Consider the following 20,262-nt stretch of genomic DNA (forward strand, 5'->3'; position numbering starts at 1 on the left):
TTTCTCAAATCTGAATCAATTAGACTTCTTTCACACCCGTCAAATCAACGGAAGCTGCATCAATATTGACATCAATATAGCTGTCTTTCTTTTTCGATGTTTCACGGCGTTTCGCTTGTAATTCATCTAAATAAGCTTCATCGATACCACCAGCAACATATTTACCATCAAATACCGAGCAGTCAAACTCTTGTAAATCTGGCACTTTGCTGGTACGCACAGCTGCTTTTAAGTCTTCCAAATCTTGGAAAATTAGACGATCTGCACCAATAATTTCACGAATTTCTTCAACTGTACGCTCAGATGCAATCAACTCTTCTTTTGCTGGCATATCAATGCCATACACGTTTGGATATTTCACCATCGGCGCAGCAGAAGCAAAGAATACTTTTTTCGCACCCGCATCACGTGCCATTTGGATAATTTCATTACACGTAGTACCACGCACAATTGAGTCATCCACCAAAAGTACATTTTTACCTTGGAACTCAAGCTCAACAGGGTTCAACTTTTGACGTACTGATTTTTTACGCAATTGCTGACCCGGCATAATGAAGGTACGGCCAATGTAGCGGTTCTTCATAAAGCCTTCACGGAACTTCACGCCCAACATATTTGCAAGTTCAAGTGCAGAGGTACGAGAGGTATCTGGAATTGGGATCACGACATCGATATCATGCTCTTCACTCCACTCCGTCAAGATTTTTTGAGCAAGCTTTTCGCCCATTTTTAAACGTGCTTTGTAGACTGAAATGCCATCAATGATCGCATCTGGACGCGCAAAGTAAACATATTCAAAAATACATGGGCGGTATTCAGGCGCCTCAGCACACTGCTTGGTAAACATCTGCCCTTGTGAGTCGATAAAGATCGCTTCACCCGGCGCAATATCACGCTCAACTTTAAAGCCAAGTGCCGTAATAGCGACAGACTCAGATGCAATGATATATTCCATACCCGCATCAGTTTCACGCGAACCGTAAATCAGTGGACGAATACCATTTGGATCACGGAAGCCCACTAAGCCATGCCCAGTAAGCATTGCAACTACAGCATAACCACCTTTACAGCGTTCATGTACTTTACTAACTACATGAAAAATGTCGTCTGCTGTAGGCATCAATTTGCCGCGTTTTTGCAACTCATGCGCAAACACGTTTAACAGTACTTCTGAGTCTGAATCCGTATTCATATGACGTAAGTCTGTTTTAAACAGGTCGTCATGAATTTCTTCAGCATTGGTTAAGTTACCATTATGCGCTAACGTGATCCCGTAAGGTGAGTTCACATAGAAGGGCTGCGCTTCAGCGCTGCTCGATGAACCCGCAGTAGGATAACGCACATGCCCAATACCATAGTTACCTTGTAATGCACGCATATGGCGAGTGTGGAACACATCACGAACCATGCCATTGTCTTTACGTAAAAATAAACGACCTTCGTGGCAGGTTACTATCCCAGCTGCATCTTGCCCACGATGTTGTAACATCGTTAATGCATCAAACAACATTTGGTTAACAGCTGATTTACCAGCTATACCAACTACTCCACACATAGCAACCTCGCAGACAAGCTAGGATTAATAAAAAGGATTATTTGTTGACTCACCCTGTCCCTCAGCATTTTTCGAGGAAATTTTCGGTGAAGAATCTGAAGATACATGCGTATCTTTAGACTTGATATGTGACATCGCCTCGCTTGCAGCTTCTTTAGAAAGCTCCATCGCCCATGGCGCATAAGGCAAAAGTGTTTGGACAAATTTAGATTGTCTCCAATATGGAGAACTTTCAACCCAAGACCCGACACCTTGCATCGTAATCAGAACAATTAACAACCCTTTTAATGAACCAAAAGCACCGCCGGCTAATCGATTCAAAGGCCCGAGTTTTAAACTCTTCAATATGTTATTCAGTAATGCCGTGACAATCCACGTCAAAACCACAATAACCAATACAATAAATGCAAAAGCTGCAATTTTTTGAACCACTGGATCCTCACTGAGTGAGACCATCGAAGGTGCTAGGACGCTTGCAAATTTAGCACCAACAATCAGCGCTAAAATCCATCCTATCAAGTTCGCAAAGGCTTTAACAAATCCTTGACGCAAACCGTTGAGCCCTCCAATGAGCAATACAATCAATATGAAGATATCAATGGCATTCATGTTGTTTTCATTGCAGAGACGCAGTCTTGAATTAAGGTTGGTCCTGTATAGATGAGGCCACTATAAACTTGTACAAGGTTTGCCCCTGCATTTTGTTTTGCAAGCGCCTGCTCACCCGACAAAATCCCACCCACACCAATCAAAGGAATCTGACCTTTTAAAACCTCAGCAAAGGCTTTTAAACACGCTGTACTTTTCTCAAACACAGGCGCACCAGATAAACCACCCGCTTCATCACCAAAAGGTAAGTTTTCCACCCCTTCACGAGACAAAGTCGTATTGGTCACAATCAACCCATCAATTTTAAACTGAAGCAATTGTTTCGCAATAAATTGAATATCTTCCGCTTCCAAATCCGGCGCAACTTTCAGCACCAAGGGTACATAGTGCTGCTGCTCTTCAGCCAATTCTAACTGACGTTTTTTCAGCGTTTCTAGCAGCTCGGTTAAAGCATCACCACTTTGTAAACTACGCAGGTTTTTAGTATTTGGAGAAGAAATGTTGACAGTAATATAAGACGCATAGTTATAGACTTTTTCTAAACAAATGAGATAGTCATCTACTGCTTTTTCGACTGGGGTATCCGCATTTTTACCAATATTAATCCCCAAAACACCTTTAAACTTTGCTGCTTTGACATTTTCAATCAGTTGATCCACGCCATCGTTGTTAAAACCCATACGGTTAATAATGGCTTTAGCTTGTGGAATACGGAATAAACGCGGTAGAGGATTGCCCTGCTGTGGACGCGGAGTAATGGTTCCAATTTCAATAAAACCAAACCCTAGACCTGCCAGTGCGTCAATATAAGCACCATTTTTATCTAGACCAGCAGCCAAACCCACAGGATTGGGGAACTCGATGCCCATACATGTCACCGGTTTAGCCGCTATATTTTGACGCAGTAAGCCTAGCTTATGCGTTGATTTCAATAGCGATAGTGTTAGCTCATGTGCACGCTCTGGTGCTAAAGTAAACAACAAAGGGCGGGCAAGAGAATACAACATATCTGTAAAAGTCTACTGCTTTTTAAGTCGCCATATTATAGGCATAGCCTCGCTAAAACACCATGCTTCGTCTGGCTTTATTTTTAGCGATTATTTCACGCTCGCCGATAATTTAATCTGCCCTGCATCTGAGACCAACTCCATTTTTTCAATACTCAAACCATTTTGCGTTAGTTGGGTCAAAAAGTTGGCTAACACTACATAGTTTGCGTGGCTTACGACCAACTGAATTTGTTCAGCATTCTGCTGCGAAGCAACCGACAAACCTTGCTGCTGTGCAATACGTTGGATCTGCTCCATCGGGGTTAGTTGTCCATCTGAGCTCGATTTCATGGTGACTGCATTGCTCTGCATCCATGTCATGGTTTCTTTGAGCTGGTTCACGCGTTTTTGCTGTTTTTCTGCCGCAGCATGGGTATACCAAAGTGCAGCCCCTATCGAGCTCACCAATACAAAAACAACCAAGAAAATAGCCAATACACGGTCGCGCGGTGTAAGACGATCAAAATAAGTACTGATCAGCTCTAAACGCTGATCCAAAACAGTTTGTAAATTTTGCATGGCTTTCATTATTGTATTTTCACCATTCCAATTGCCCCACCCGTGGTCGGCTGAATATTGCCTAATTCAACCTGAAAACCCTGTTGATTAAGCTGCTGAGTGAGTGTCTGTAAAGCCTCTGCCGAATTGGCTTTAAGTTGCATATTTAGGCTATTCGCTTCATAAACCACCTGATTCGCCACAATTTGCTGTTGCATGAGCACAGGGCCAACACGACTCAATAAAGACAAAGCTTGAGCATCCGCTTGTTTATTCATATTCAGCTGATATTCAAACTGGCTCCGCAAGGTTTGCTCGCTCACAGGATAATTCACACCAAACCAATATTTAAATTGATCGACCGCCTGAACAGCCACTTGCTCTGCAAGCTTTTTATTTTGATACCAACGCGTCGCATCGTAGGTCAGTTGGGTCACAATCAACGCAACCAATACCGCTGCACAGGCTTTCCAATAGCCCGTTGAAACATGTTGCTCTTTCACCTTCGGCAAAAGATTCCATGGATGCTGTTTTGCTCTTGGCAATACCACCCATTCATAATGGAAAGACTCAAGCTGCTCCTGCGTCACACTGGCGTTTAAGCTATCCATGTGTGAAGCACTCAAGTTACAAATCTTATATTTTTGATTGGCTGCTTGATAATCTAAAAATACAGCAAGATCATCAATTGATCCGCCCAACCAAGCATTAGCGCGAAATAAGAGTCGCTCTTCAATACAACCCAAGATTACCTGTTCTGCGTCAGGTACAGGCAAAATCAGAAAATCAGGCAATAGACTGACCAGCTTCACAGGAATCAAACTCAAGGCATGCTGCAAAGTCTCTAAACGATGCTTTGAAATACCCAAAACAGTGAGTTGTTCAGGCGCTTGAAAGTGATGTAATACTTTCATCTGATCGATTGAGCTCAATACATATTCTTCGAGCAAATACTTCACACCTTCAGCCCCCAACTGCTTGTATTGGGCCTTAGGCATATTTTGCTGAATAATTTGCACATCACGGCTTGGAAAGAAAACAGTTGCTTCCTCACCATGATGCGCTTGTATATCTTGGATCAATTGCTCAAGTGTATGAGCAGATTGCCATCTTTCCCCTATAGACCAGTGCCATGTTCCATCGGCTTCGGGCACCCAAATTTGCAACATGTATTATATTCTGCCGTTTTAATTGGTTTTTATATGCTAGGTATAAATGCTTTTGTTTGTGTCGACAAGCCTTCCGCGATAACTGCTTGCTCATAAATCCGCGCTTCAGCCAAAGCATAAGGATTGAAAGATTCTGTCACCAAAATCGAGGCCATATGCGCCACTACATTCATATGGCACACCACCACAATAGACTCGTACGGCAAATGTGATAACCATTCCACAGCCACTTTTGCATCATCATCTGGCTTAATGGTATTACAGATTACGACAGGCACATCCGCAAAGTGCTGTTTAATGTGTGCCAATGTTTCCTGCGCACGCAGTAAGGGGCTAACCACAAAGACATCAGGTTGAATCCGTGACTTTAAAAAGTCAGCAGTTTGCTCTGCCTGTGCATGCCCACGTTCAGTGAGTGGGCGTTTAGTGTCATTCCCCATGATCGGTGGTGCAGCTTCGCCATGACGGACCAAAGTCAGTTGCATAAAAAATCCTTATTCAAATCCTGATTATTTTAATTAATTTTTATGACAATTCAGTCATTCTACCCACTTAAACGCTCATTTTATTTCGTTTTTTAATTGACTTTAAACCTCATGATGCGGCAAAACAAACTCCACATCACTTCGGTGTCCATTTTTCATTAAGGATAATGCAATTGTCATTGGTGGCGCATTTTCAAAAATAACACTGTATAAAGCACTGGTAATCGGCATATACACATCCAACTCTTCAGAACGTGCTTTGACTTGCACAATGGTGTTAATGCCTTCTGCTGTTTGTCCCAATTCAGTGGTTGCCTGCTCCAAGCTCTTGCCTTGCCCCAGTGCAAAACCGACTTGATAGTTACGACTCAGTGGGCTGCTACAGGTTGCGAATAAATCTCCGACACCAGACAAACCTAAGAAAGTCAGTGGATTTGCCCCTAACTTCACAGCAAAACGACTCATTTCCGCCAAAGCACGAGTCAAAATCATACTCTTGGTATTTTCACCGACTTTGTATGCAGCTGCCATTCCCATCGCAACCGCATAAATGTTTTTAAGCGCACCGCCGAGTTCTACACCATGCACATCATCACTGGCGAAAACACGGAACAAGGCACTATGCAAAGCTTGTTGTACAGCGTAACGCACTAAGTCAGACTGGCTTGCAATGACCGTCCCAGCCGGTTGTCCTGCCACAATTTCCTTGGCTAAGTTTGGCCCAGATAACACGCCATAAGGCACTTCTGGTAACTCTGAGCGAATAATATCACTCATAAAACTAAAAGTATTCGCTTCAATACCCTTGGTCAAAGACACCACTGCTTGCGAAGTAATAAACGGTTTAATTTGTTTAAGGACATCACGGAAAGAATGACTCGGAATCGCCACCAAAATAATGTCGCGATCACGAACAGCCTCTTCTATATTTGAAACTGCACGTAAACCATCTTCAAGTTTAAAATCGGGCAAATAGCGTTTATTCACATGCGTCGCATTGATATCAGCCGCAACCGCTTCATCACGAATCCAAATCATGGTATCGCAGCCATTGCGAACCGCGGTATTCGCCATGGCCGTCCCAAAACTACCTCCACCCAAAACTGTAATACGTAGTGCCGTTTTTTGATCTACTGCTACAGGTTCAACCAAATCTGAAAATTTTAACTCTGACATTATTTTTATATCCTAAAATGGAACTATTGATTCCAATAACTTACATAATCTTGGGTTTGAATTTCGGCACGTGGCGGAATCGCTTTAACTGCCGTACCAATATATAAAATACCTGAGATCAAATCATCTGCGCTGAGGCCTAAAACCTGTTTGAAATGCACCGATTCCACCACTGCCCCACTACGCCACATACTCGAAAAACCTTGAGCTTGTAAGGACAAAATAAAATTCTGAATAGCAGCCCCACTACTTAAAGTCTGCTCAAAATAAGGAACTTTCGGATGCGATTGAAATTTAGTCAGTGCCAAAACCAGTAATGGGGCACGAAAAGGATGATTTTTAACACGCTCTAATTGTGCTGATTCTGTTTCGCCCAAATCAGCCAAGGCTTGTGACAATAACTCACCAAATGCCTCACGCTGATCTTCAGCAATTACGATAAAACGTGTCGGCTTTAAACGATGATGATCTGGCGCAGTCAATGCGGCTTGAAACGCCCGCTCTAATTGTTCTGCATTGGGAGCAGGCTCGACCAAATGGCCAATCGATTGACGTTGATGCATATTCTGGTGAACGATATCTACCGCGAGTTCCGTCATTAGGCTCTTAATCTTTCAAATTAAACAATACGTTTTAGAGTAGCACACTCTGAAAAGTTTGCTCTAGCGCTTCAGCATGAAATACCCAGTTTCGACAAAACTAATTTTAAAATATTGAGTACTTTTTAAACTATTCGATAAGACTGCATTTTTCATACATTTCTTACATGATTCATCCTACAAGCTATGTTCCAATAAACAATGATTTAATAAAACATGACTGGGGTATGAAATGAAAAAGAATATCGCTATTGCTGGAGCAGCAGCACTAACACTACTTCTAAGCGCTTGTGCATCGACACCAAGCAACTCTTTAGCGATCCAAAAAGCTGACAATCAATACGAAGTTACGGGTATTGGTAAAACTGCATTGATTGCAAAAAACAACGCCATTGAAGCAGCAGCTAAAACGTGTGGCTCTAAAGCAACGGCGATTGTGAGTGATGAAAAAACCGAATATCAAGGTGCTTTAAAAGGCGTAGTGAGTGACGAAACTGGAAAAATGATCCAAGCAGCCGCATCTGTACTGGGTTCTATTTCGGGCACAAACTCAGGCATTAACCAAGACAGTGACTATCAAACAATCCTGACTTTTTCGTGTAAAGCAAAATAAAGATGCCATAAAAAAACCGCTCATCTGAGCGGTTTTTTTTACACCAATCACGTCAAACGATTAGCAATAGCCTTCTAAACGTGTCAACGGTAGTTTTTGCCCAATGGCTTTTTCAATTTCGGGTAGATAGAACGCATCATCTTCAGATAAAAAACTAATACTTACACCACTTGTACCTGCACGGCCTGTACGACCAATACGGTGTACGTAGTCATCCGACTGTTCAGGTAACGTAAAATTCACAACATGTGATACACCATCCACATGGATACCACGACCCGCAACATCTGTTGCAATCATGATGTTATGTTGACCATTTTTAAATTGATCTAACATTTTCAAACGTTTGTCTTGTGCAATTTCACCTGATAACATCACGACTTTATAGCCATCACGCTTTAAGTTGTCATAGAGCTTACGCACTTGATCGCGACGATTTGCGAAAATCATCACTTTTTCAATGGGCTCATCACGCAGAATGTCTTGTAGCAATTTATATTTATCAGACTTTGCGACCATGTAGACACGTTGTTCAACGTCTGCATTGGTCTTCTTCTCTGGCTCAATTTCAACAGTTACAGGTTCAAACAACCACTGCTGCGCAAGGTTTAAAACATCGTAACTAAACGTTGCAGAGAACATCAGAGTCTGACGTTGTTCCTTACGCGGTGAGAAACGAACAATACGTTTGACTGAAGGAATAAAGCCCATATCCAATAAGCGATCGGCTTCATCAATCACCAAAAACTCAATCTGGTCGAGCCAAACTTCTTTTTGCTCAACAAAGTCAATCAGACGACCTGGCGTCGCCACCATAATATCGACAGGTTTTTTATCGAGTTGTGCTTTTTGTTTATCAAAGTCAACGCCGCCTAAAAGCGTCACGACATGTAAATCTGAGAATTTTGTGAGTTCTTTCGCATCGCTTTCGATTTGCAGTGCAAGCTCTCGAGTCGGTGCTAAAATCAAGGCACGAGGTTCACCACGGTAGCGCTGCTCTTGAATTGGGTTATTCAGCAAGTCGTTAATGACGCTCACCAAAAATGCCGCTGTTTTACCAGTCCCTGTTTGCGCACGACCAATTGCATCGTGTCCCGCCAAAGTGAATTTTAAAACCTTTTGCTGAATAGGCGTCATATCCTTAAAACCTAAAGCATCAATAGCTCGTTTAAGTTGAGGATGTAAATTTAAGGTTTCAAAACCTGATGACATATAAGTGCGCTCTGACGAAAAATCACGAAAATTGATCTGTAGTATAAACAAAAACGCCCCAATTTACATTGGGGCGTTTTAAAGTACGTTCAGACAATTAGTCTAAAGGTTGTACTTCTTCAGCTTGGAAGCCTTTTTGACCTTTTACAACGCTGAATTCAACGCGTTGGCCGTCACGTAGTGAACGGTGGCCGTCGCCTTGGATTGCACGGAAGTGAACGAATACATCGTCGCCGCCATTGCGTTGGATAAAGCCGAAGCCTTTAGTGTCGTTGAACCATTTAACTACGCCTTGTTCACGAGCTGTCATAAGTTAATCCTCATTGTATCTAAAAGAAGGACCACCCGGTGTTGCAAACAGCAGACCAAACAAGGTTTAAAAATATTTATTATTTCTAAGCTTGTAATCATTCTGTATAACTATTAACAAAATCCCGGTTACATCCATTTGTAAAATAGGATTTAAAACAATTTATGGTTGTGTTAAATCCCAGTACGCGACGAGCTTAACATGGGTTAAAAACAATTCATACCCTTTTTTTTGATTAATCGTCTTTTTAATTCAGCATATTTTTTAACTAGTTATTTGTAATTTTAGATATAGCGACTATAGGCCTATAAAGCATGAAATATTTGGGTTTTGGCACTGAATTTGCTACTATTTCTACCCACCTAAATGTTGTGAAGCCTGCCCTAGCTATATGAGTGATATCGAACAAAATACCAACATTATTGATGCAATGGGACAACCATGTCCTATGCCTCTGTTGTTACTTAAACGCGCACTTAAAAAGAACCCAGCGCAGCATTTTCTATTAAAATCGTCTGATCCGCACAGTCAGATCGATATCACGCGTTATTGCGAAATCCATCATTTAACTTGCGTTTTGAAACAAATTAATGAACATGAATTTCACTACTTCATTGAATCTTAATTCTTTTCAATTACACTAAGTCTATTCACATTTGCATAAAAGTTTACATTTCTATACCCAATTTTCCATTATTCAGTGGAAGATTGGATTAAGATAAATTCAATTGTTGGGTAAAAATGAAATCCCTAAGGAGAACACATGAGTGACAGCAGCAATCAATTGATGCCCCTGTCATTATCAGCACCAGGTGTAAACTTGGGCGCTTATATTAGTACTGTCAACCAAATCCCGATTTTGACAGCGGAACAAGAAAAAGAGCTAGCTGAACGCTACTATTATGACCAAGACCTCGATGCCGCTAAACTTCTAGTCATGTCGCATCTGCGTTTTGTTGTTCATATTGCCCGCAGTTATGCAGGCTACGGCTTACCTCAAGGTGACCTCATTCAAGAAGGTAACTTGGGCTTAATGAAAGCTGTTAAACGCTTCGACCCAAACATGGGCGTACGCTTGGTCTCTTTTGCGGTACACTGGATTAAAGCCGAAATTCACGAATATGTGATTCGTAACTGGCGTATTGTCAAAATTGCGACCACTAAAGCACAACGTAAACTGTTCTTTAATTTACGTAGTCTAAAAAAATCGTCTAAAAAACTCACTCTAAAAGAAGCTCAATCGATTGCAAATGACCTTAATGTGACACCTGAACAAGTGTTGGAAATGGAAGGTCGTTTAACTGCTTATGATGCAGCGTTTGAAGCTCAGGGCGATGATGACGATGAAGGTTCAACCCATGTTGCACCTGCGCTCTATCTTGAAGATAACCGCTACGACCCTGCACGTTTGGCTGAAGAAGAAGATTACGAAGAACAAAGTACCAATGCTTTGCATGATGCGATGGAACAACTTGATGACCGTTCGCGTAATATTTTACAGCGCCGTTGGTTAGATGATGAAAAATCGACACTGCACGAACTGGCTGCTGAATATAATGTTTCGGCAGAACGCATTCGTCAGCTTGAAAAAAATGCCATGGAAAAAATTAAAGTGGCGATGTCATCGAACTAAGATGATACAGATACAGAAAAGGGCGAAATGCCCTTTTCTTTTTACTAATAAATGAGGCTTTTTGTCTTTTAACCTTTCTTCAAAATATGCTACTTTGTTGCGCACAGTGATATAAGTAAAGCATTGCATATGTGGATTGCGATTTCAGCGCTGAATTTAGCGTTTGCCGTTATATTAGGTGCCTTTGGCGCACATGGTCTCAAAGCACGCGCCACTGAAGCCCAATTGGCTTGGTGGCAAACTGCAACTGATTACTTTTTTTACCATGCGCTTGGTTTATTGGCGCTCGGCATTTTGGCCAAAGTCCTTCCCAAGCTTCCCATCAAAATCAGCTTTTTACTGATTCAAGTCGGCATCTTCTTTTTCTGTGGTTCCCTCTATGTCATGGCATTGGGCTTACCGCGTGGCCTAGGTGCGATTACCCCGATTGGTGGGGCATTGATGATTGCAGGTTGGTTGGTCCTGGCATGGAATGCCATGAAATATGCCAAGTAAACAACTAGAGATGAGCACGATGCAGATTTATTTAAACGGTGAACTACAGCATACCGAATGTAAAACCCTGCTTGAGTTGGTGCAAACCTTTGCACTTGAAGGCAAACGTTTTGCTGTTGAGCAAAATGAAAATATTATTAGTAAAAGTAAATTGGAACACACCCCAATTTGTGCAATGGATCGAATTGAAATTATTCATGCCGTCGGTGGCGGTTAATACGGAGTTCACATGCAAGACAGCCCTCTCATCATTGGTTCTAGATCATTTCAATCTCGTCTACTGGTGGGCACAGGTAAATATAAAGACCTGCAAGAAACCGATTTGGCCATTCAAGCCAGTGGCGCAGAAATCGTGACGGTTGCGATTCGTCGGGTCAATATTGGTCAGCATCCTGATCAACCAAACTTATTGTCCGTGGTCCCACCTGAAAAATATACCATTCTCCCAAATACAGCAGGCTGCTTTGATGCCAATAGTGCCGTGCGTACCTGTATGTTGGCGCGTGAATTATTAGACGGTCATAACTTGGTCAAGCTTGAAGTATTGGGCGATGAAAAAACGCTATATCCAAACATTACCGAAACATTAAAAGCGGCACGTACCTTGATTGACGATGGTTTTGAAATCATGGTCTATACCTCGGATGACCCAATTGTGGCACAAGAACTTGAAAGCATGGGCTGCGTTGCCATCATGCCTTTAGGTAGTTTGATTGGCTCTGGTTTAGGAATTTTAAATCCACACACGATTTCTATCATTAAAGAAAATGCCAAAGTGCCAGTATTGGTAGATGCAGGTGTGGGAACGGCAAGCGATGCAGCCATTGCCATGGAGCTCGGCTGTGATGGCGTGTTGATGAATACCGCGATTGCTGCCGCTCAACATCCCATTTTAATGGCTTCTGCAATGAAAAAAGCCGTTGAAGCGGGTCGTGAAGCATTCCTCGCAGGTCGTATGCCTCGCAAACGTATGGCCAATGCAAGCTCACCAGAAACAGGTTATTTCTTTAAATAACCTGAGTTCGACATAAAAAATAAATAAAAAAAAGCCTTAGCATCTGTAATATCTTGGTTACGAAGACAAAACATTTCAGAGCAAGGCTTTTTCATGGACTATATTACCGAATTATTTTGTATCTTGGATGATTTCTGCAAAAAGTTTAATGAATCTTTAGAGAAAGCTCTAATTTCTGATCAAAAAACAACAATGAAAAAGTCAGCTTTAAGCTTGTCTGAAGTCATGACCATTGTCATTTTATTTCATAAATCCGGGTTTAGATTTTTCAAATATTTTTATTGTCATATGATCATCCCATTTTGGAAATCAGCTTTTCCCAAGCTTCTTAGTTACAATCGTTTTATTGAAATTATGCCGCGTTGTTTGCAAGCTTTGAGTAGTTTCTTCCATCAAGTTAAAGGAGAAGATACCGGAATTTGTATTATTGATTCGACTAAATTGGTCGTTTGCCATAATCTTAGAATTAAAAGACATCGTGTATTTAAAGGCTTAGCTGGTCGTGGTAAAAGTAGCACAGGTTGGTTTTATGGATTTAAAGTCCATATTGTTATCAACAACTTGGGTGAAATTATTAATCTCAAGATTACATCGGGAAGTGTTCATGATGTTGCTGTACTTGAATCTTTAACCCAAGAGTTAAAAGGTATTTTACTGGGCGATAAAGGCTATCTGAGTAAAGCAAAAACTGAAGCTTTAGCAGCAAGGGGGCTCAGACTATTAACCCCGTCACGCAAGAATATGAAAAATAAACCCATCCAAACTGAAGAAGAAAAACAATTGCTTTGCAGAAGAGGATTGATCGAAACAGTGAATGATCAGTTAAAAAACTTACATCAAATTGACCATTCACGTCATCGTTCGGTGAATAACTTTATGGTGAATATTATGGCTGCTATAGTGGCTTATTGCTTAAATCCAAATAAGCCAACTTTCCAAAACTTGCTAAAAAGCTAAAATATTTCATCGAACTCAGGTTAAATAATCTTTTAATCTGTTTTAAGCAATAAAAAGGATTCTTCGGAGTCCTTTTTTATTTATTTCAACATCAGGACAACACCTTATGATCACCTAGTTTGTAAGGACATTTCGCCACACGCTTTGATACACTCAGCAATATCCACCTTCAAACATCTATAACCATATAAAAATGAGAGGAAACGATGCCCATGCAAAAATGGATCAGACCAACACTCATACTCAACACCCTATTTTTCATCACACTCACAAGCAATGCTTGGGCCAAAGTAGAGGAAAAACCGACTCTCAAAGTAAGTTACCAATCTTTTGTGCCAAAAAACTGGAAGATTTTAGAAAAAGTCCAAGGCGATTTAAACCAAGATGGTCAAGCGGATATTGCCCTGATTATTGAAGACACCAATCCTGAACATATTGTTAAAAATGATCGCTTAGGGAGTGATGTCCTCAATATCAATGAACGAAAGCTTTTGGTTTTATTGAAGCAAACGCATGGTTATCAACTTGCGGCAACTAATACTACTTTACCGACAGAAGGCGATATAGAGTCCCCTTGCCTCGCTGATCCACTCGGTGAGACTGAAGCGTTAAGCATTCAAAAAGGCGTGCTCAAAATTCATCTGCACTACTGGTTAAGCTGTGGTTCGTGGTATGTGACCAATCACACGTATACTTTCCGATACCAAGACCGCACATTTAAACTGATTGGTTATGATGTCGATGATTTCCACCGTGCATCAGGTGACATCACGGCGCGAAGTATCAACTTTATGACAGGTAAAGTAAAAAGTACGACAGGTGAAAATGAGTTTGCTGAAACAACACAACCTGTCAAAGTTCAATGGACAACACTCAAACAGCGCTACGCATTGAAACTCGAACAGGTTCAGTTCAATGAGCCACTGGAGTTTAAATAAACAGAGCGAAGAAAAGCGCTGTCAAACTCATATGCGTAGCTTATTGCGCTTCTAAAATACGAATTTGTACATGAGCAACTGCACCTTCAGTTGCTTGAGCATGTTGCTGCATATTGATACTGTGCATATGTGTTTCTAAATGCTGCATGCTTTCCCATTTTTCATACATCATGATTGAAAACGGCACTTTGGTGTGTAATGCACTATCAACAGCAGGATGGTCGATATGCACATCATAGAGATGGCAACCGGGCTCTTGTAATACTTGCTCACGGATGTTGTTGAATGAATCAAGAACCGTTTTAAAATCTTGCTCTGAATGACAAATAATTTCAGCTATTACAGTTAACATGGTCACTTCTCCCGATTAAGCAAAAACTTGCGTCAAATGGTCACGGTACTGTGCCATATAGGCTTCAACTTCAGGGGCTTTAATCACATCATTGACAATAAACGTCGGTAAGGTTTGCATTCCTAAAAATTGATTGGCTTTGTGAAAAGGTAAATAAACCCCGTCGACCCCAACCCCATGGAAAAATTGTTCAGCGTCGTTAAATGCATCCATCGGCGCATTCCACGTCAACGACAGCATATAGTTTTTATCGTGAATCAGACCGCCTGAACCATACTTTTTTGAAGCATCGGAACGTGAGCGACCATCATTGGCATACAGACTACCGTGCCCCTCGGTAAAGACATCATCGATATACTTTTTCACAGTCCATGGTGCACCCATCCACCAACCCGGCATTTGGTAAATCACGGTGTCAGCCCACAGGAATTTTTCCACTTCAGATTTTGCATCATATTCGCTGTCGGCGCGTGTCACTTGAACCTGATGTCCTAAGTCTAACAACACCTCTTGTGCAAGTTCAGTTAAGGTATCGTTTAACTGACCATTCGAGTGTGCAAAGGTTTTTGCACCGTTAATTAATAAAATATTTTTCATTGGAAGAGCCTAAAAGCCAAAATCTATGCAGGCACTATAAAGGCTCTTTTCAGCGCTAAAAAGGAGTGAATCTGCAAAATATTATTGACTAAATATCAACAATAAACTTTAAAGTATAAAAAAAGCGCCTTTCGGCGCTTCTTCAATGCATTAGAATTACGGAATTAGACCTTCATCTCGCATTGCAATTTGTACCGACTGACGTTCAGCCACTTTATTACGGATAAAGATAATATTTTTATACGGTGATAAGTCATGTTCGATGCCATTTGACCAATTGGTGAGGACAAATAAATACGCATCTGCGGGGCCAAAATTATCATCGACCAAATAGTCATGATCCGACTCACCAATTTGTTTATCGATATAACTGAGTAAACGATCAATCTCTGCGTAGGCTTTTTCTTTGGCAGCAGCATCTAATGGCGCACCAAAGAAAACGGCATAAGCATCATGTAATTCAGAATTTAAATAACCTAACCATTCTAAAACTTTGGCACGCCCCAAACCCGATGGCGGAATAAGATCTTGTTTTGGATCATGTTGTGCTAAAAATGGCAAAATGGCTACATTTTCAGTCAGAATCAAACCTGGATTAATTTCTAAAGCGGGTACATATCCTTTTGGATTAATTTCGTAATAATCAGCACCTTTTTCTGTTTTATGTGTTTTTAAATCTACTCGGACTAAATCAAAGTCAACATTAATTTCATTGAGGATAATGTGCGCCGCAAGCGAGCACGCACCCGGTGCATAATAAAGCTTCATATCTGATCCTTGTTATAACTCTATTCTCTGTTTTAAATGGCTTCTAACAAACTTTCAAGTGATCAAAACCTGTAAATTGCAAAAAAGCGTAAACGAAAAATCATTCGTTCGCCTATTGAATATTGTCTAATTCACATTTTTTTTCAAGTACAACAACACTGCAATTTGCAACAGAGTTGTTTTAACATAGCCCCCTTAACCCTAAAATGAATTTGATCTGTGATTAGCCTTAAAAAAGATGAATGGTTTTCTAACATTCGTACCGATGTTCTAGCAGGTTTAGTGGTAGGACTTGCCCTGATTCCCGAATCTATTGCTTTTTCAGCAATTGCAGGTGTAGACCCTCAAGTCGGACTGTATGCCTCCTTTTGTATCGCAGTGAGCATTGCTTTTTTTGGCGGTCGTCCAGCCATGATTTCAGCTGCTACAGGCGCGATGGCACTACTCATGATCACGCTGGTCAAAGAGCATGGCCTACAGTATTTACTGGCGGCAACCGTTCTCACAGGTGTCATTCAAATCATTGCGGGTTATTTTAAAGTTGCCAAACTGATGCGTTTTGTGTCGCAGTCGGTGGTGTATGGTTTTTTAAATGCGCTGGCGATTTTAATCTTCGTGGCACAACTTCCAGAGCTCAGCCAAATGAATTACTGGGGCTATGCATTTGTCGCACTTGGCCTCGCTGTAATTTATCTATTTCCTTATCTGCCTAAAGTAGGGAAAACTATTCCTTCACCGCTCATTTGTATTCTCGTCCTGACCGCTTTGGCGCTGTTTTTAGACACAGATATGCGTATGGTCAGTGACTTAGGTCATTTCCCCGATACTTTACCTATTTTTCTACTGCCTGATATTCCACTAACCCTTGAAACGCTGCAAATTGTCTTCCCCTACGCCATCACATTAGCGACCGTCGGTTTGCTTGAAACAATGATGACCACCACGGTGGTAAATGAAGTTACAGGCACTGAAGGTGACCGTCATAAAGAATGTCGTGGACAAGGCATGGCCAATATTGTGAGCGGTTTTATGGGCGGTATGGCAGGCTGTGCCATGATTGGACAGTCTGTGATTAATGTCAGCTCTGGTGCACGTACTCGACTTTCAACCTTAGTAGCTGGTGTATTTTTACTGTGTTTGGTGGTGTTTTTTAAAGACTGGCTGTCCTATATTCCAATGGCAGCTTTGGTTGCCATTATGATCATGGTGGCATTTACAACCTTTCAATGGAACTCGGTTAAAAACTTTTCTAAACACCCGCTACAAAGTAATGTGGTAATGCTCAGTGTCGTGATGATTGTCTTAGCCACACATAATCTTGCCTTGGGTGTCTTTGTCGGAGTTTTACTGTCCGCATTATTTTTCATCAATAAACTGGAAAGTACGGTTCATGTTCAGTCCGAACTGCATAACCATACCCGTCGCTATCTGGTGAGCGGTCAAATTTTCTTTAGCAGTTCAGAGAAATTCTTTCAGTTTTTTGACTTTAACGAGCATATTCAGAAGGTTGAAATTGAACTCAGCCATGCACATATTTGGGATATGACTTCAGTCCAAATGTTAAATGCGGTAGTTGAAAAGTTTGAAGTCCAAGGTGTTGTGGTCGAGGTGTTAGGCTTAAATGAAGCCAGCACTACCCTCATTGACCGTATCAGCTCATAAAAGGTTTCAAATCATAAACAAATTAAAAGGGCGATGACGCCCTTTTATTATTATCCATAAAGCAAGTTAAGACTGATTCTTGCGACGTCTTAAACTGCCATACAAGGCCAAACCAATTAACCCTAATGCAGACCACATTCCTGTACTTCCCGCACTGGTTTTATCATCATCGTTAACCACTGCATCGTTTAAGTCTAAATCTACAATCACAGGATCATGGTCAGAAGAGCGGTAAGCATCGTCCGCATAGAATGCAACAATTTGCTCCTCCGTTTTATATTCTTCGTTATAGTCTAATGCGGTCGGTTCATCTGCATTGATATGCCATGCAAATGCTTTTTTCACCAATGGATAAAGTGCTGCATCAGCAATCGCATGATCTAGATTTCCTGCACCACCATAACCTTGAGTATTACTGGCTACACCAAAGACATAGCTATAAGCAGTTTTCCCCTGACCAATTTTTTCATCATTCAACAGCACTTTATAGTTGGCTTGTTCAAGCGCCAAAATGGGATCTTCTTTGGCATAACTGTTCAGATCACCCAACAGTAAGACATTTGGTTTACTCACCTGCGTTGGATTTTTTGCAACCCATTGCATTAACGCTTGCACCGCTTTAACGCGGGTTGGATTCCAGCAACCTTGACCATCGCCCTGATCTGCCTCTATCGAGGTTTTATCATCTGGACAGCTACCTTTAGATTTCAAATGGTTGGGAATAACCGTAAAAGTCTTCCCGCCTGATAAGGCTTGAAAGGTTTGCGCCATCGTGACTCGGTTTTTCTGACTCTGATCATCGAAGACCGCTGCGACATTGATTGGTTTGACCCGCTTAGCATTATAAATAATAGCAACAGCAATCGCATCGGTTCCGAGTTTGTCAGCATTTGGAGGTGTTACATATTTCCAATCGCTCCCTAGCGCTTGGGCTAAATATGCAACTGCACTACGCTCGCCATAACCATTGTTGGCAATTTCCATCAGACCATAAACATCCGCATCAATCGCTTTTAATGCACTGACAATTTTCTGATGTTGCTTTTTAAACTCAGCTTCGGAACTTGCACCACGTTCAGTTGGAAAACCTTGTACCAAACCATTGTCATAATTCAGTACGTTAAATGCTGCAACACGGACTTGCTGTGTAGCCTTTGCGGGAACGCTTGCACGTGGGTTTGTCGCGTCTAAGACTTGTGGCGCTGTTGCCCCAAGCACAGGTTGAATTCGCCATTGGTTATAGCGGTATTCTAAAATGCCTTGTACATTTTGCAGTTGTGCACCTGTACGTAGGGTGTTTTTAGCACTAAAGGTCGTTGGCAACCACGGCGTTCTGTTCTGATTATTATAACCATCATCCAAAATGAGTTTAGAACGTAAATTCTGTTGTGCCAGTGCTTTGGCCTCGGTTGAATGGGCAGGATATAAATTGGTTGGAATATATAACCGCGCGGGGCTTAAAGCCAACTGACCATAACGCCCATAATCATAGTTTTCACTGACAGTTAAAGTTTGAGGAATATTGACCAACATGCCTTGATAGCGTTTTGGTGCATGGCCTGACATTTCAGTCAAATTATCAAAGGGCAAATTGATCGCCATTGGCTTAACCAAGTCACTCGCCGAAGGATTACATACGTTAATATCGCTGCTTAAATCTTGAAGCTGCAGTTGGTTTTGATAGGTTTTTAACTTGCCTCTGAAAATTACTTCCTGCCCCACTTGCCCACCTGTCACGCTACTTGAAGAGGGAACATAGACAAACACCGCATTACTGGTATTGGCTTGGGCTTGAACATCAGGTGTTTGTACAAAGAAACCTGAGAAACCATTGTTATAACGATAATCAGCCGTGATTACGCCTTTTACCACATACTCCACATCTTGCGCTGCACTTTGCAATGCCGCAATTGGGGTAGCTGTCGTACTACAGCTCACAGTGGTTAGGGGTGGTGACGTATTTCCAGCAAGATAACTGGAAAATGCATTTCGGTCTGACCATTTTTCCCATGCCGATGCCAAATCAAATGGTGCGGTAACGTCTATCCCCGTACTAGAAACATGATTACTTAATAGTGTGCGTTTAAAACTATTCGCTGTTGCAACACTACCCCATCCAGTGCTTGGTCTTTCGCCCACTGTACCAAAGCGGTCAATCGCAACGCCATTATGATAAAGCACCAAAGCATCGTCACCATTGAAAGCTAAGTTCGCCTGCTGTTGTACCGCATCGCCCAGCGCTTCTTTTAAAGCAGAATGCCCGACTAGATAATGCCCCTTTCCTACCAATTGCCCTGTCAAACTCACCGTCAAATTTGCACTGCTACTGCCATTTGCGTATTGCTTGATCTGATATTCTGCCAAGTTGACCGTGGTCGGATCTGGATTATAAATTTCTAATCCTTTCTTATTTGAAGTTCCATCTACATACTGACTCAATAATAGTTGTGCATACGCAGGAAAAGAACAACCTGCCAAAATCAGGCTCAGGCTTAATATCTGTGGCTTAAAATTTTTCATCATTTTTTATCAGTTGGTTAAATCAGCTGGCAGGTTAATTTTTATTCGTT

Annotated in this window: 23 protein-coding genes; 9 read left to right on the forward strand and 14 right to left on the reverse strand. The window is 41.5% G+C overall.

Annotated elements, in window-relative coordinates; all coding sequences use genetic code 11:
- Positions 1–19 precede the first annotated feature (19 nt).
- From purF to AC4CUX_RS01100, 8 genes are all read right to left on the reverse strand, one after another.
- Positions 20–1,555 carry an amidophosphoribosyltransferase gene (purF, locus tag AC4CUX_RS01065; RefSeq protein WP_004696272.1) on the reverse strand — a complete coding sequence of 512 codons (1,536 nt, stop codon included), beginning with the start codon at positions 1,553–1,555 and terminating at the stop codon, positions 20–22.
- A gap of 24 nt (positions 1,556–1,579) precedes the next feature.
- The gene (locus tag AC4CUX_RS01070) at positions 1,580–2,164 is read right to left on the reverse strand and encodes a CvpA family protein (protein ID WP_004696270.1); all 585 of its coding nucleotides are present in this window, start codon (positions 2,162–2,164) and stop codon (positions 1,580–1,582) included.
- Entirely contained in the window at positions 2,161–3,171 is a 1,011-nt protein-coding gene (locus tag AC4CUX_RS01075) for a quinone-dependent dihydroorotate dehydrogenase (RefSeq protein ID WP_201951861.1), read from the reverse strand. The genes AC4CUX_RS01070 and AC4CUX_RS01075 overlap by 4 nt, the downstream gene beginning before the upstream one ends.
- A 90-nt stretch (positions 3,172–3,261) precedes the next feature.
- Positions 3,262–3,741 carry a type II secretion system protein M gene (locus AC4CUX_RS01080; RefSeq protein ID WP_201951864.1) on the reverse strand — a complete coding sequence of 160 codons (480 nt, stop codon included), beginning with the start codon at positions 3,739–3,741 and terminating at the stop codon, positions 3,262–3,264.
- Positions 3,741–4,880, reverse strand: coding sequence for a type II secretion system protein GspL (gene gspL / locus AC4CUX_RS01085; RefSeq protein WP_201951867.1), 1,140 nt, complete (start codon positions 4,878–4,880; stop codon positions 3,741–3,743). The genes AC4CUX_RS01080 and gspL overlap by 1 nt, the downstream gene beginning before the upstream one ends.
- Before the next feature lie 29 nt (positions 4,881–4,909).
- Positions 4,910–5,365: a phosphohistidine phosphatase SixA gene (sixA, locus tag AC4CUX_RS01090; RefSeq protein ID WP_201951870.1), complete on the reverse strand. Its 456-nt coding sequence runs from the start codon at positions 5,363–5,365 to the stop codon at positions 4,910–4,912.
- A 102-nt stretch (positions 5,366–5,467) separates the two neighbouring features.
- Complete coding sequence (locus tag AC4CUX_RS01095; protein ID WP_004982230.1) at positions 5,468–6,541, reverse strand: NAD(P)H-dependent glycerol-3-phosphate dehydrogenase; 1,074 nt, start codon at positions 6,539–6,541, stop codon at positions 5,468–5,470.
- A 23-nt stretch (positions 6,542–6,564) separates the two neighbouring features.
- Positions 6,565–7,140, reverse strand: a complete 576-nt coding sequence (locus AC4CUX_RS01100) for a nitroreductase family protein (RefSeq protein ID WP_201702896.1) — start codon at positions 7,138–7,140, stop codon at positions 6,565–6,567.
- 232 nt (positions 7,141–7,372) lie between these two features.
- Between AC4CUX_RS01100 and AC4CUX_RS01105 the strand changes: the two genes are divergently transcribed.
- The gene (locus AC4CUX_RS01105) at positions 7,373–7,753 is read left to right on the forward strand and encodes a hypothetical protein (RefSeq protein ID WP_004982234.1); all 381 of its coding nucleotides are present in this window, start codon (positions 7,373–7,375) and stop codon (positions 7,751–7,753) included.
- A gap of 60 nt (positions 7,754–7,813) precedes the next feature.
- On the opposite strand, the gene rhlB is transcribed toward AC4CUX_RS01105, so the two are convergent.
- The gene (gene rhlB, locus AC4CUX_RS01110; protein ID WP_004982241.1) at positions 7,814–8,965 is read right to left on the reverse strand and encodes an ATP-dependent RNA helicase RhlB; all 1,152 of its coding nucleotides are present in this window, start codon (positions 8,963–8,965) and stop codon (positions 7,814–7,816) included.
- Positions 8,966–9,062: 97 nt separating this feature from the next.
- Complete coding sequence (locus AC4CUX_RS01115) at positions 9,063–9,275, reverse strand: cold-shock protein (RefSeq protein ID WP_004648643.1); 213 nt, start codon at positions 9,273–9,275, stop codon at positions 9,063–9,065.
- A gap of 391 nt (positions 9,276–9,666) precedes the next feature.
- Here AC4CUX_RS01115 and AC4CUX_RS01120 point away from each other — a divergent pair, with 391 nt between their 5' ends.
- The 7 genes from AC4CUX_RS01120 (at position 9,667) to AC4CUX_RS01150 (ending at position 14,313) form a co-directional block, all read left to right on the forward strand.
- Positions 9,667–9,900: a sulfurtransferase TusA family protein gene (locus tag AC4CUX_RS01120; RefSeq protein ID WP_126037172.1), complete on the forward strand. Its 234-nt coding sequence runs from the start codon at positions 9,667–9,669 to the stop codon at positions 9,898–9,900.
- Positions 9,901–10,038: 138 nt separating this feature from the next.
- Positions 10,039–10,908, forward strand: a complete 870-nt coding sequence (gene rpoH, locus AC4CUX_RS01125; RefSeq protein WP_004982243.1) for an RNA polymerase sigma factor RpoH — start codon at positions 10,039–10,041, stop codon at positions 10,906–10,908.
- Between the two features lie 129 nt (positions 10,909–11,037).
- Positions 11,038–11,403, forward strand: a complete 366-nt coding sequence (locus tag AC4CUX_RS01130; RefSeq protein WP_004696247.1) for a DUF423 domain-containing protein — start codon at positions 11,038–11,040, stop codon at positions 11,401–11,403.
- 19 nt (positions 11,404–11,422) lie between these two features.
- Complete coding sequence (thiS, locus tag AC4CUX_RS01135; protein WP_078388931.1) at positions 11,423–11,620, forward strand: sulfur carrier protein ThiS; 198 nt, start codon at positions 11,423–11,425, stop codon at positions 11,618–11,620.
- A gap of 12 nt (positions 11,621–11,632) precedes the next feature.
- Entirely contained in the window at positions 11,633–12,418 is a 786-nt protein-coding gene (locus tag AC4CUX_RS01140) for a thiazole synthase (RefSeq protein ID WP_005400610.1), read from the forward strand.
- Positions 12,419–12,511: 93 nt separating this feature from the next.
- Positions 12,512–13,375, forward strand: a complete 864-nt coding sequence (locus AC4CUX_RS01145; RefSeq protein WP_004729973.1) for an IS982 family transposase — start codon at positions 12,512–12,514, stop codon at positions 13,373–13,375.
- Between the two features lie 212 nt (positions 13,376–13,587).
- The gene (locus AC4CUX_RS01150; RefSeq protein WP_201951872.1) at positions 13,588–14,313 is read left to right on the forward strand and encodes a hypothetical protein; all 726 of its coding nucleotides are present in this window, start codon (positions 13,588–13,590) and stop codon (positions 14,311–14,313) included.
- 40 nt (positions 14,314–14,353) lie between these two features.
- Here the strand turns inward: AC4CUX_RS01150 and AC4CUX_RS01155 are convergent, their stop codons facing one another.
- The 3 genes from AC4CUX_RS01155 to AC4CUX_RS01165 all read right to left on the reverse strand — a co-directional run bounded on the left by AC4CUX_RS01155 (position 14,354) and on the right by AC4CUX_RS01165 (position 16,030).
- Positions 14,354–14,665 (reverse strand): putative quinol monooxygenase, encoded by a 312-nt coding sequence (locus tag AC4CUX_RS01155; RefSeq protein ID WP_201951875.1) that lies wholly within the window; start codon positions 14,663–14,665, stop codon positions 14,354–14,356.
- Positions 14,666–14,680: 15 nt separating this feature from the next.
- On the reverse strand, positions 14,681–15,262 hold the full coding sequence (locus AC4CUX_RS01160) for an NAD(P)H-dependent oxidoreductase (RefSeq protein ID WP_201951878.1): 582 nt from the start codon (positions 15,260–15,262) through the stop codon (positions 14,681–14,683).
- A gap of 156 nt (positions 15,263–15,418) precedes the next feature.
- Positions 15,419–16,030 carry a glutathione binding-like protein gene (locus tag AC4CUX_RS01165; protein ID WP_078388936.1) on the reverse strand — a complete coding sequence of 204 codons (612 nt, stop codon included), beginning with the start codon at positions 16,028–16,030 and terminating at the stop codon, positions 15,419–15,421.
- Positions 16,031–16,249: 219 nt separating this feature from the next.
- On the opposite strand from AC4CUX_RS01165, the gene AC4CUX_RS01170 reads away from it, so the two are divergent.
- On the forward strand, positions 16,250–17,692 hold the full coding sequence (locus AC4CUX_RS01170) for a SulP family inorganic anion transporter (protein WP_201951881.1): 1,443 nt from the start codon (positions 16,250–16,252) through the stop codon (positions 17,690–17,692).
- A 66-nt stretch (positions 17,693–17,758) separates the two neighbouring features.
- On the opposite strand, the gene AC4CUX_RS01175 is transcribed toward AC4CUX_RS01170, so the two are convergent.
- Positions 17,759–20,212, reverse strand: coding sequence for an ExeM/NucH family extracellular endonuclease (locus AC4CUX_RS01175; RefSeq protein WP_201953947.1), 2,454 nt, complete (start codon positions 20,210–20,212; stop codon positions 17,759–17,761).
- Between the last annotated feature and the right edge of the window lie 50 nt (positions 20,213–20,262).

It is taken from the genome of Acinetobacter sp. 231_lipA (assembly GCF_058243005.1).

Excerpts from the sequence above, each read along its gene's own strand:
- AC4CUX_RS01150 (WP_201951872.1), top strand. The coding sequence starts at position 13,588 with ATGCAAAAATGGATCAGACCAACACTCATACTCAACACCCTATTTTTC.
- AC4CUX_RS01115 (WP_004648643.1), bottom strand. The coding sequence starts at position 9,275 with ATGACAGCTCGTGAACAAGGCGTAGTTAAATGGTTCAACGACACTAAA.
- rpoH (WP_004982243.1), top strand. The coding sequence starts at position 10,039 with ATGAGTGACAGCAGCAATCAATTGATGCCCCTGTCATTATCAGCACCA.
- AC4CUX_RS01140 (WP_005400610.1), top strand. The coding sequence starts at position 11,633 with ATGCAAGACAGCCCTCTCATCATTGGTTCTAGATCATTTCAATCTCGT.
- AC4CUX_RS01130 (WP_004696247.1), top strand. The coding sequence starts at position 11,038 with ATGTGGATTGCGATTTCAGCGCTGAATTTAGCGTTTGCCGTTATATTA.
- AC4CUX_RS01100 (WP_201702896.1), bottom strand. The coding sequence starts at position 7,140 with ATGACGGAACTCGCGGTAGATATCGTTCACCAGAATATGCATCAACGT.
- AC4CUX_RS01070 (WP_004696270.1), bottom strand. The coding sequence starts at position 2,164 with ATGAATGCCATTGATATCTTCATATTGATTGTATTGCTCATTGGAGGG.
- AC4CUX_RS01165 (WP_078388936.1), bottom strand. The coding sequence starts at position 16,030 with ATGAAGCTTTATTATGCACCGGGTGCGTGCTCGCTTGCGGCGCACATT.
- AC4CUX_RS01160 (WP_201951878.1), bottom strand. The coding sequence starts at position 15,262 with ATGAAAAATATTTTATTAATTAACGGTGCAAAAACCTTTGCACACTCG.
- AC4CUX_RS01080 (WP_201951864.1), bottom strand. The coding sequence starts at position 3,741 with ATGAAAGCCATGCAAAATTTACAAACTGTTTTGGATCAGCGTTTAGAG.
- AC4CUX_RS01105 (WP_004982234.1), top strand. The coding sequence starts at position 7,373 with ATGAAAAAGAATATCGCTATTGCTGGAGCAGCAGCACTAACACTACTT.
- AC4CUX_RS01145 (WP_004729973.1), top strand. The coding sequence starts at position 12,512 with ATGGACTATATTACCGAATTATTTTGTATCTTGGATGATTTCTGCAAA.
- AC4CUX_RS01175 (WP_201953947.1), bottom strand. The coding sequence starts at position 20,212 with ATGAAAAATTTTAAGCCACAGATATTAAGCCTGAGCCTGATTTTGGCA.
- AC4CUX_RS01095 (WP_004982230.1), bottom strand. The coding sequence starts at position 6,541 with ATGTCAGAGTTAAAATTTTCAGATTTGGTTGAACCTGTAGCAGTAGAT.
- purF (WP_004696272.1), bottom strand. The coding sequence starts at position 1,555 with ATGTGTGGAGTAGTTGGTATAGCTGGTAAATCAGCTGTTAACCAAATG.
- AC4CUX_RS01075 (WP_201951861.1), bottom strand. The coding sequence starts at position 3,171 with ATGTTGTATTCTCTTGCCCGCCCTTTGTTGTTTACTTTAGCACCAGAG.
- AC4CUX_RS01155 (WP_201951875.1), bottom strand. The coding sequence starts at position 14,665 with ATGTTAACTGTAATAGCTGAAATTATTTGTCATTCAGAGCAAGATTTT.
- gspL (WP_201951867.1), bottom strand. The coding sequence starts at position 4,880 with ATGTTGCAAATTTGGGTGCCCGAAGCCGATGGAACATGGCACTGGTCT.
- thiS (WP_078388931.1), top strand. The coding sequence starts at position 11,423 with ATGCAGATTTATTTAAACGGTGAACTACAGCATACCGAATGTAAAACC.
- rhlB (WP_004982241.1), bottom strand. The coding sequence starts at position 8,965 with ATGTCATCAGGTTTTGAAACCTTAAATTTACATCCTCAACTTAAACGA.
- AC4CUX_RS01120 (WP_126037172.1), top strand. The coding sequence starts at position 9,667 with ATGAGTGATATCGAACAAAATACCAACATTATTGATGCAATGGGACAA.
- sixA (WP_201951870.1), bottom strand. The coding sequence starts at position 5,365 with ATGCAACTGACTTTGGTCCGTCATGGCGAAGCTGCACCACCGATCATG.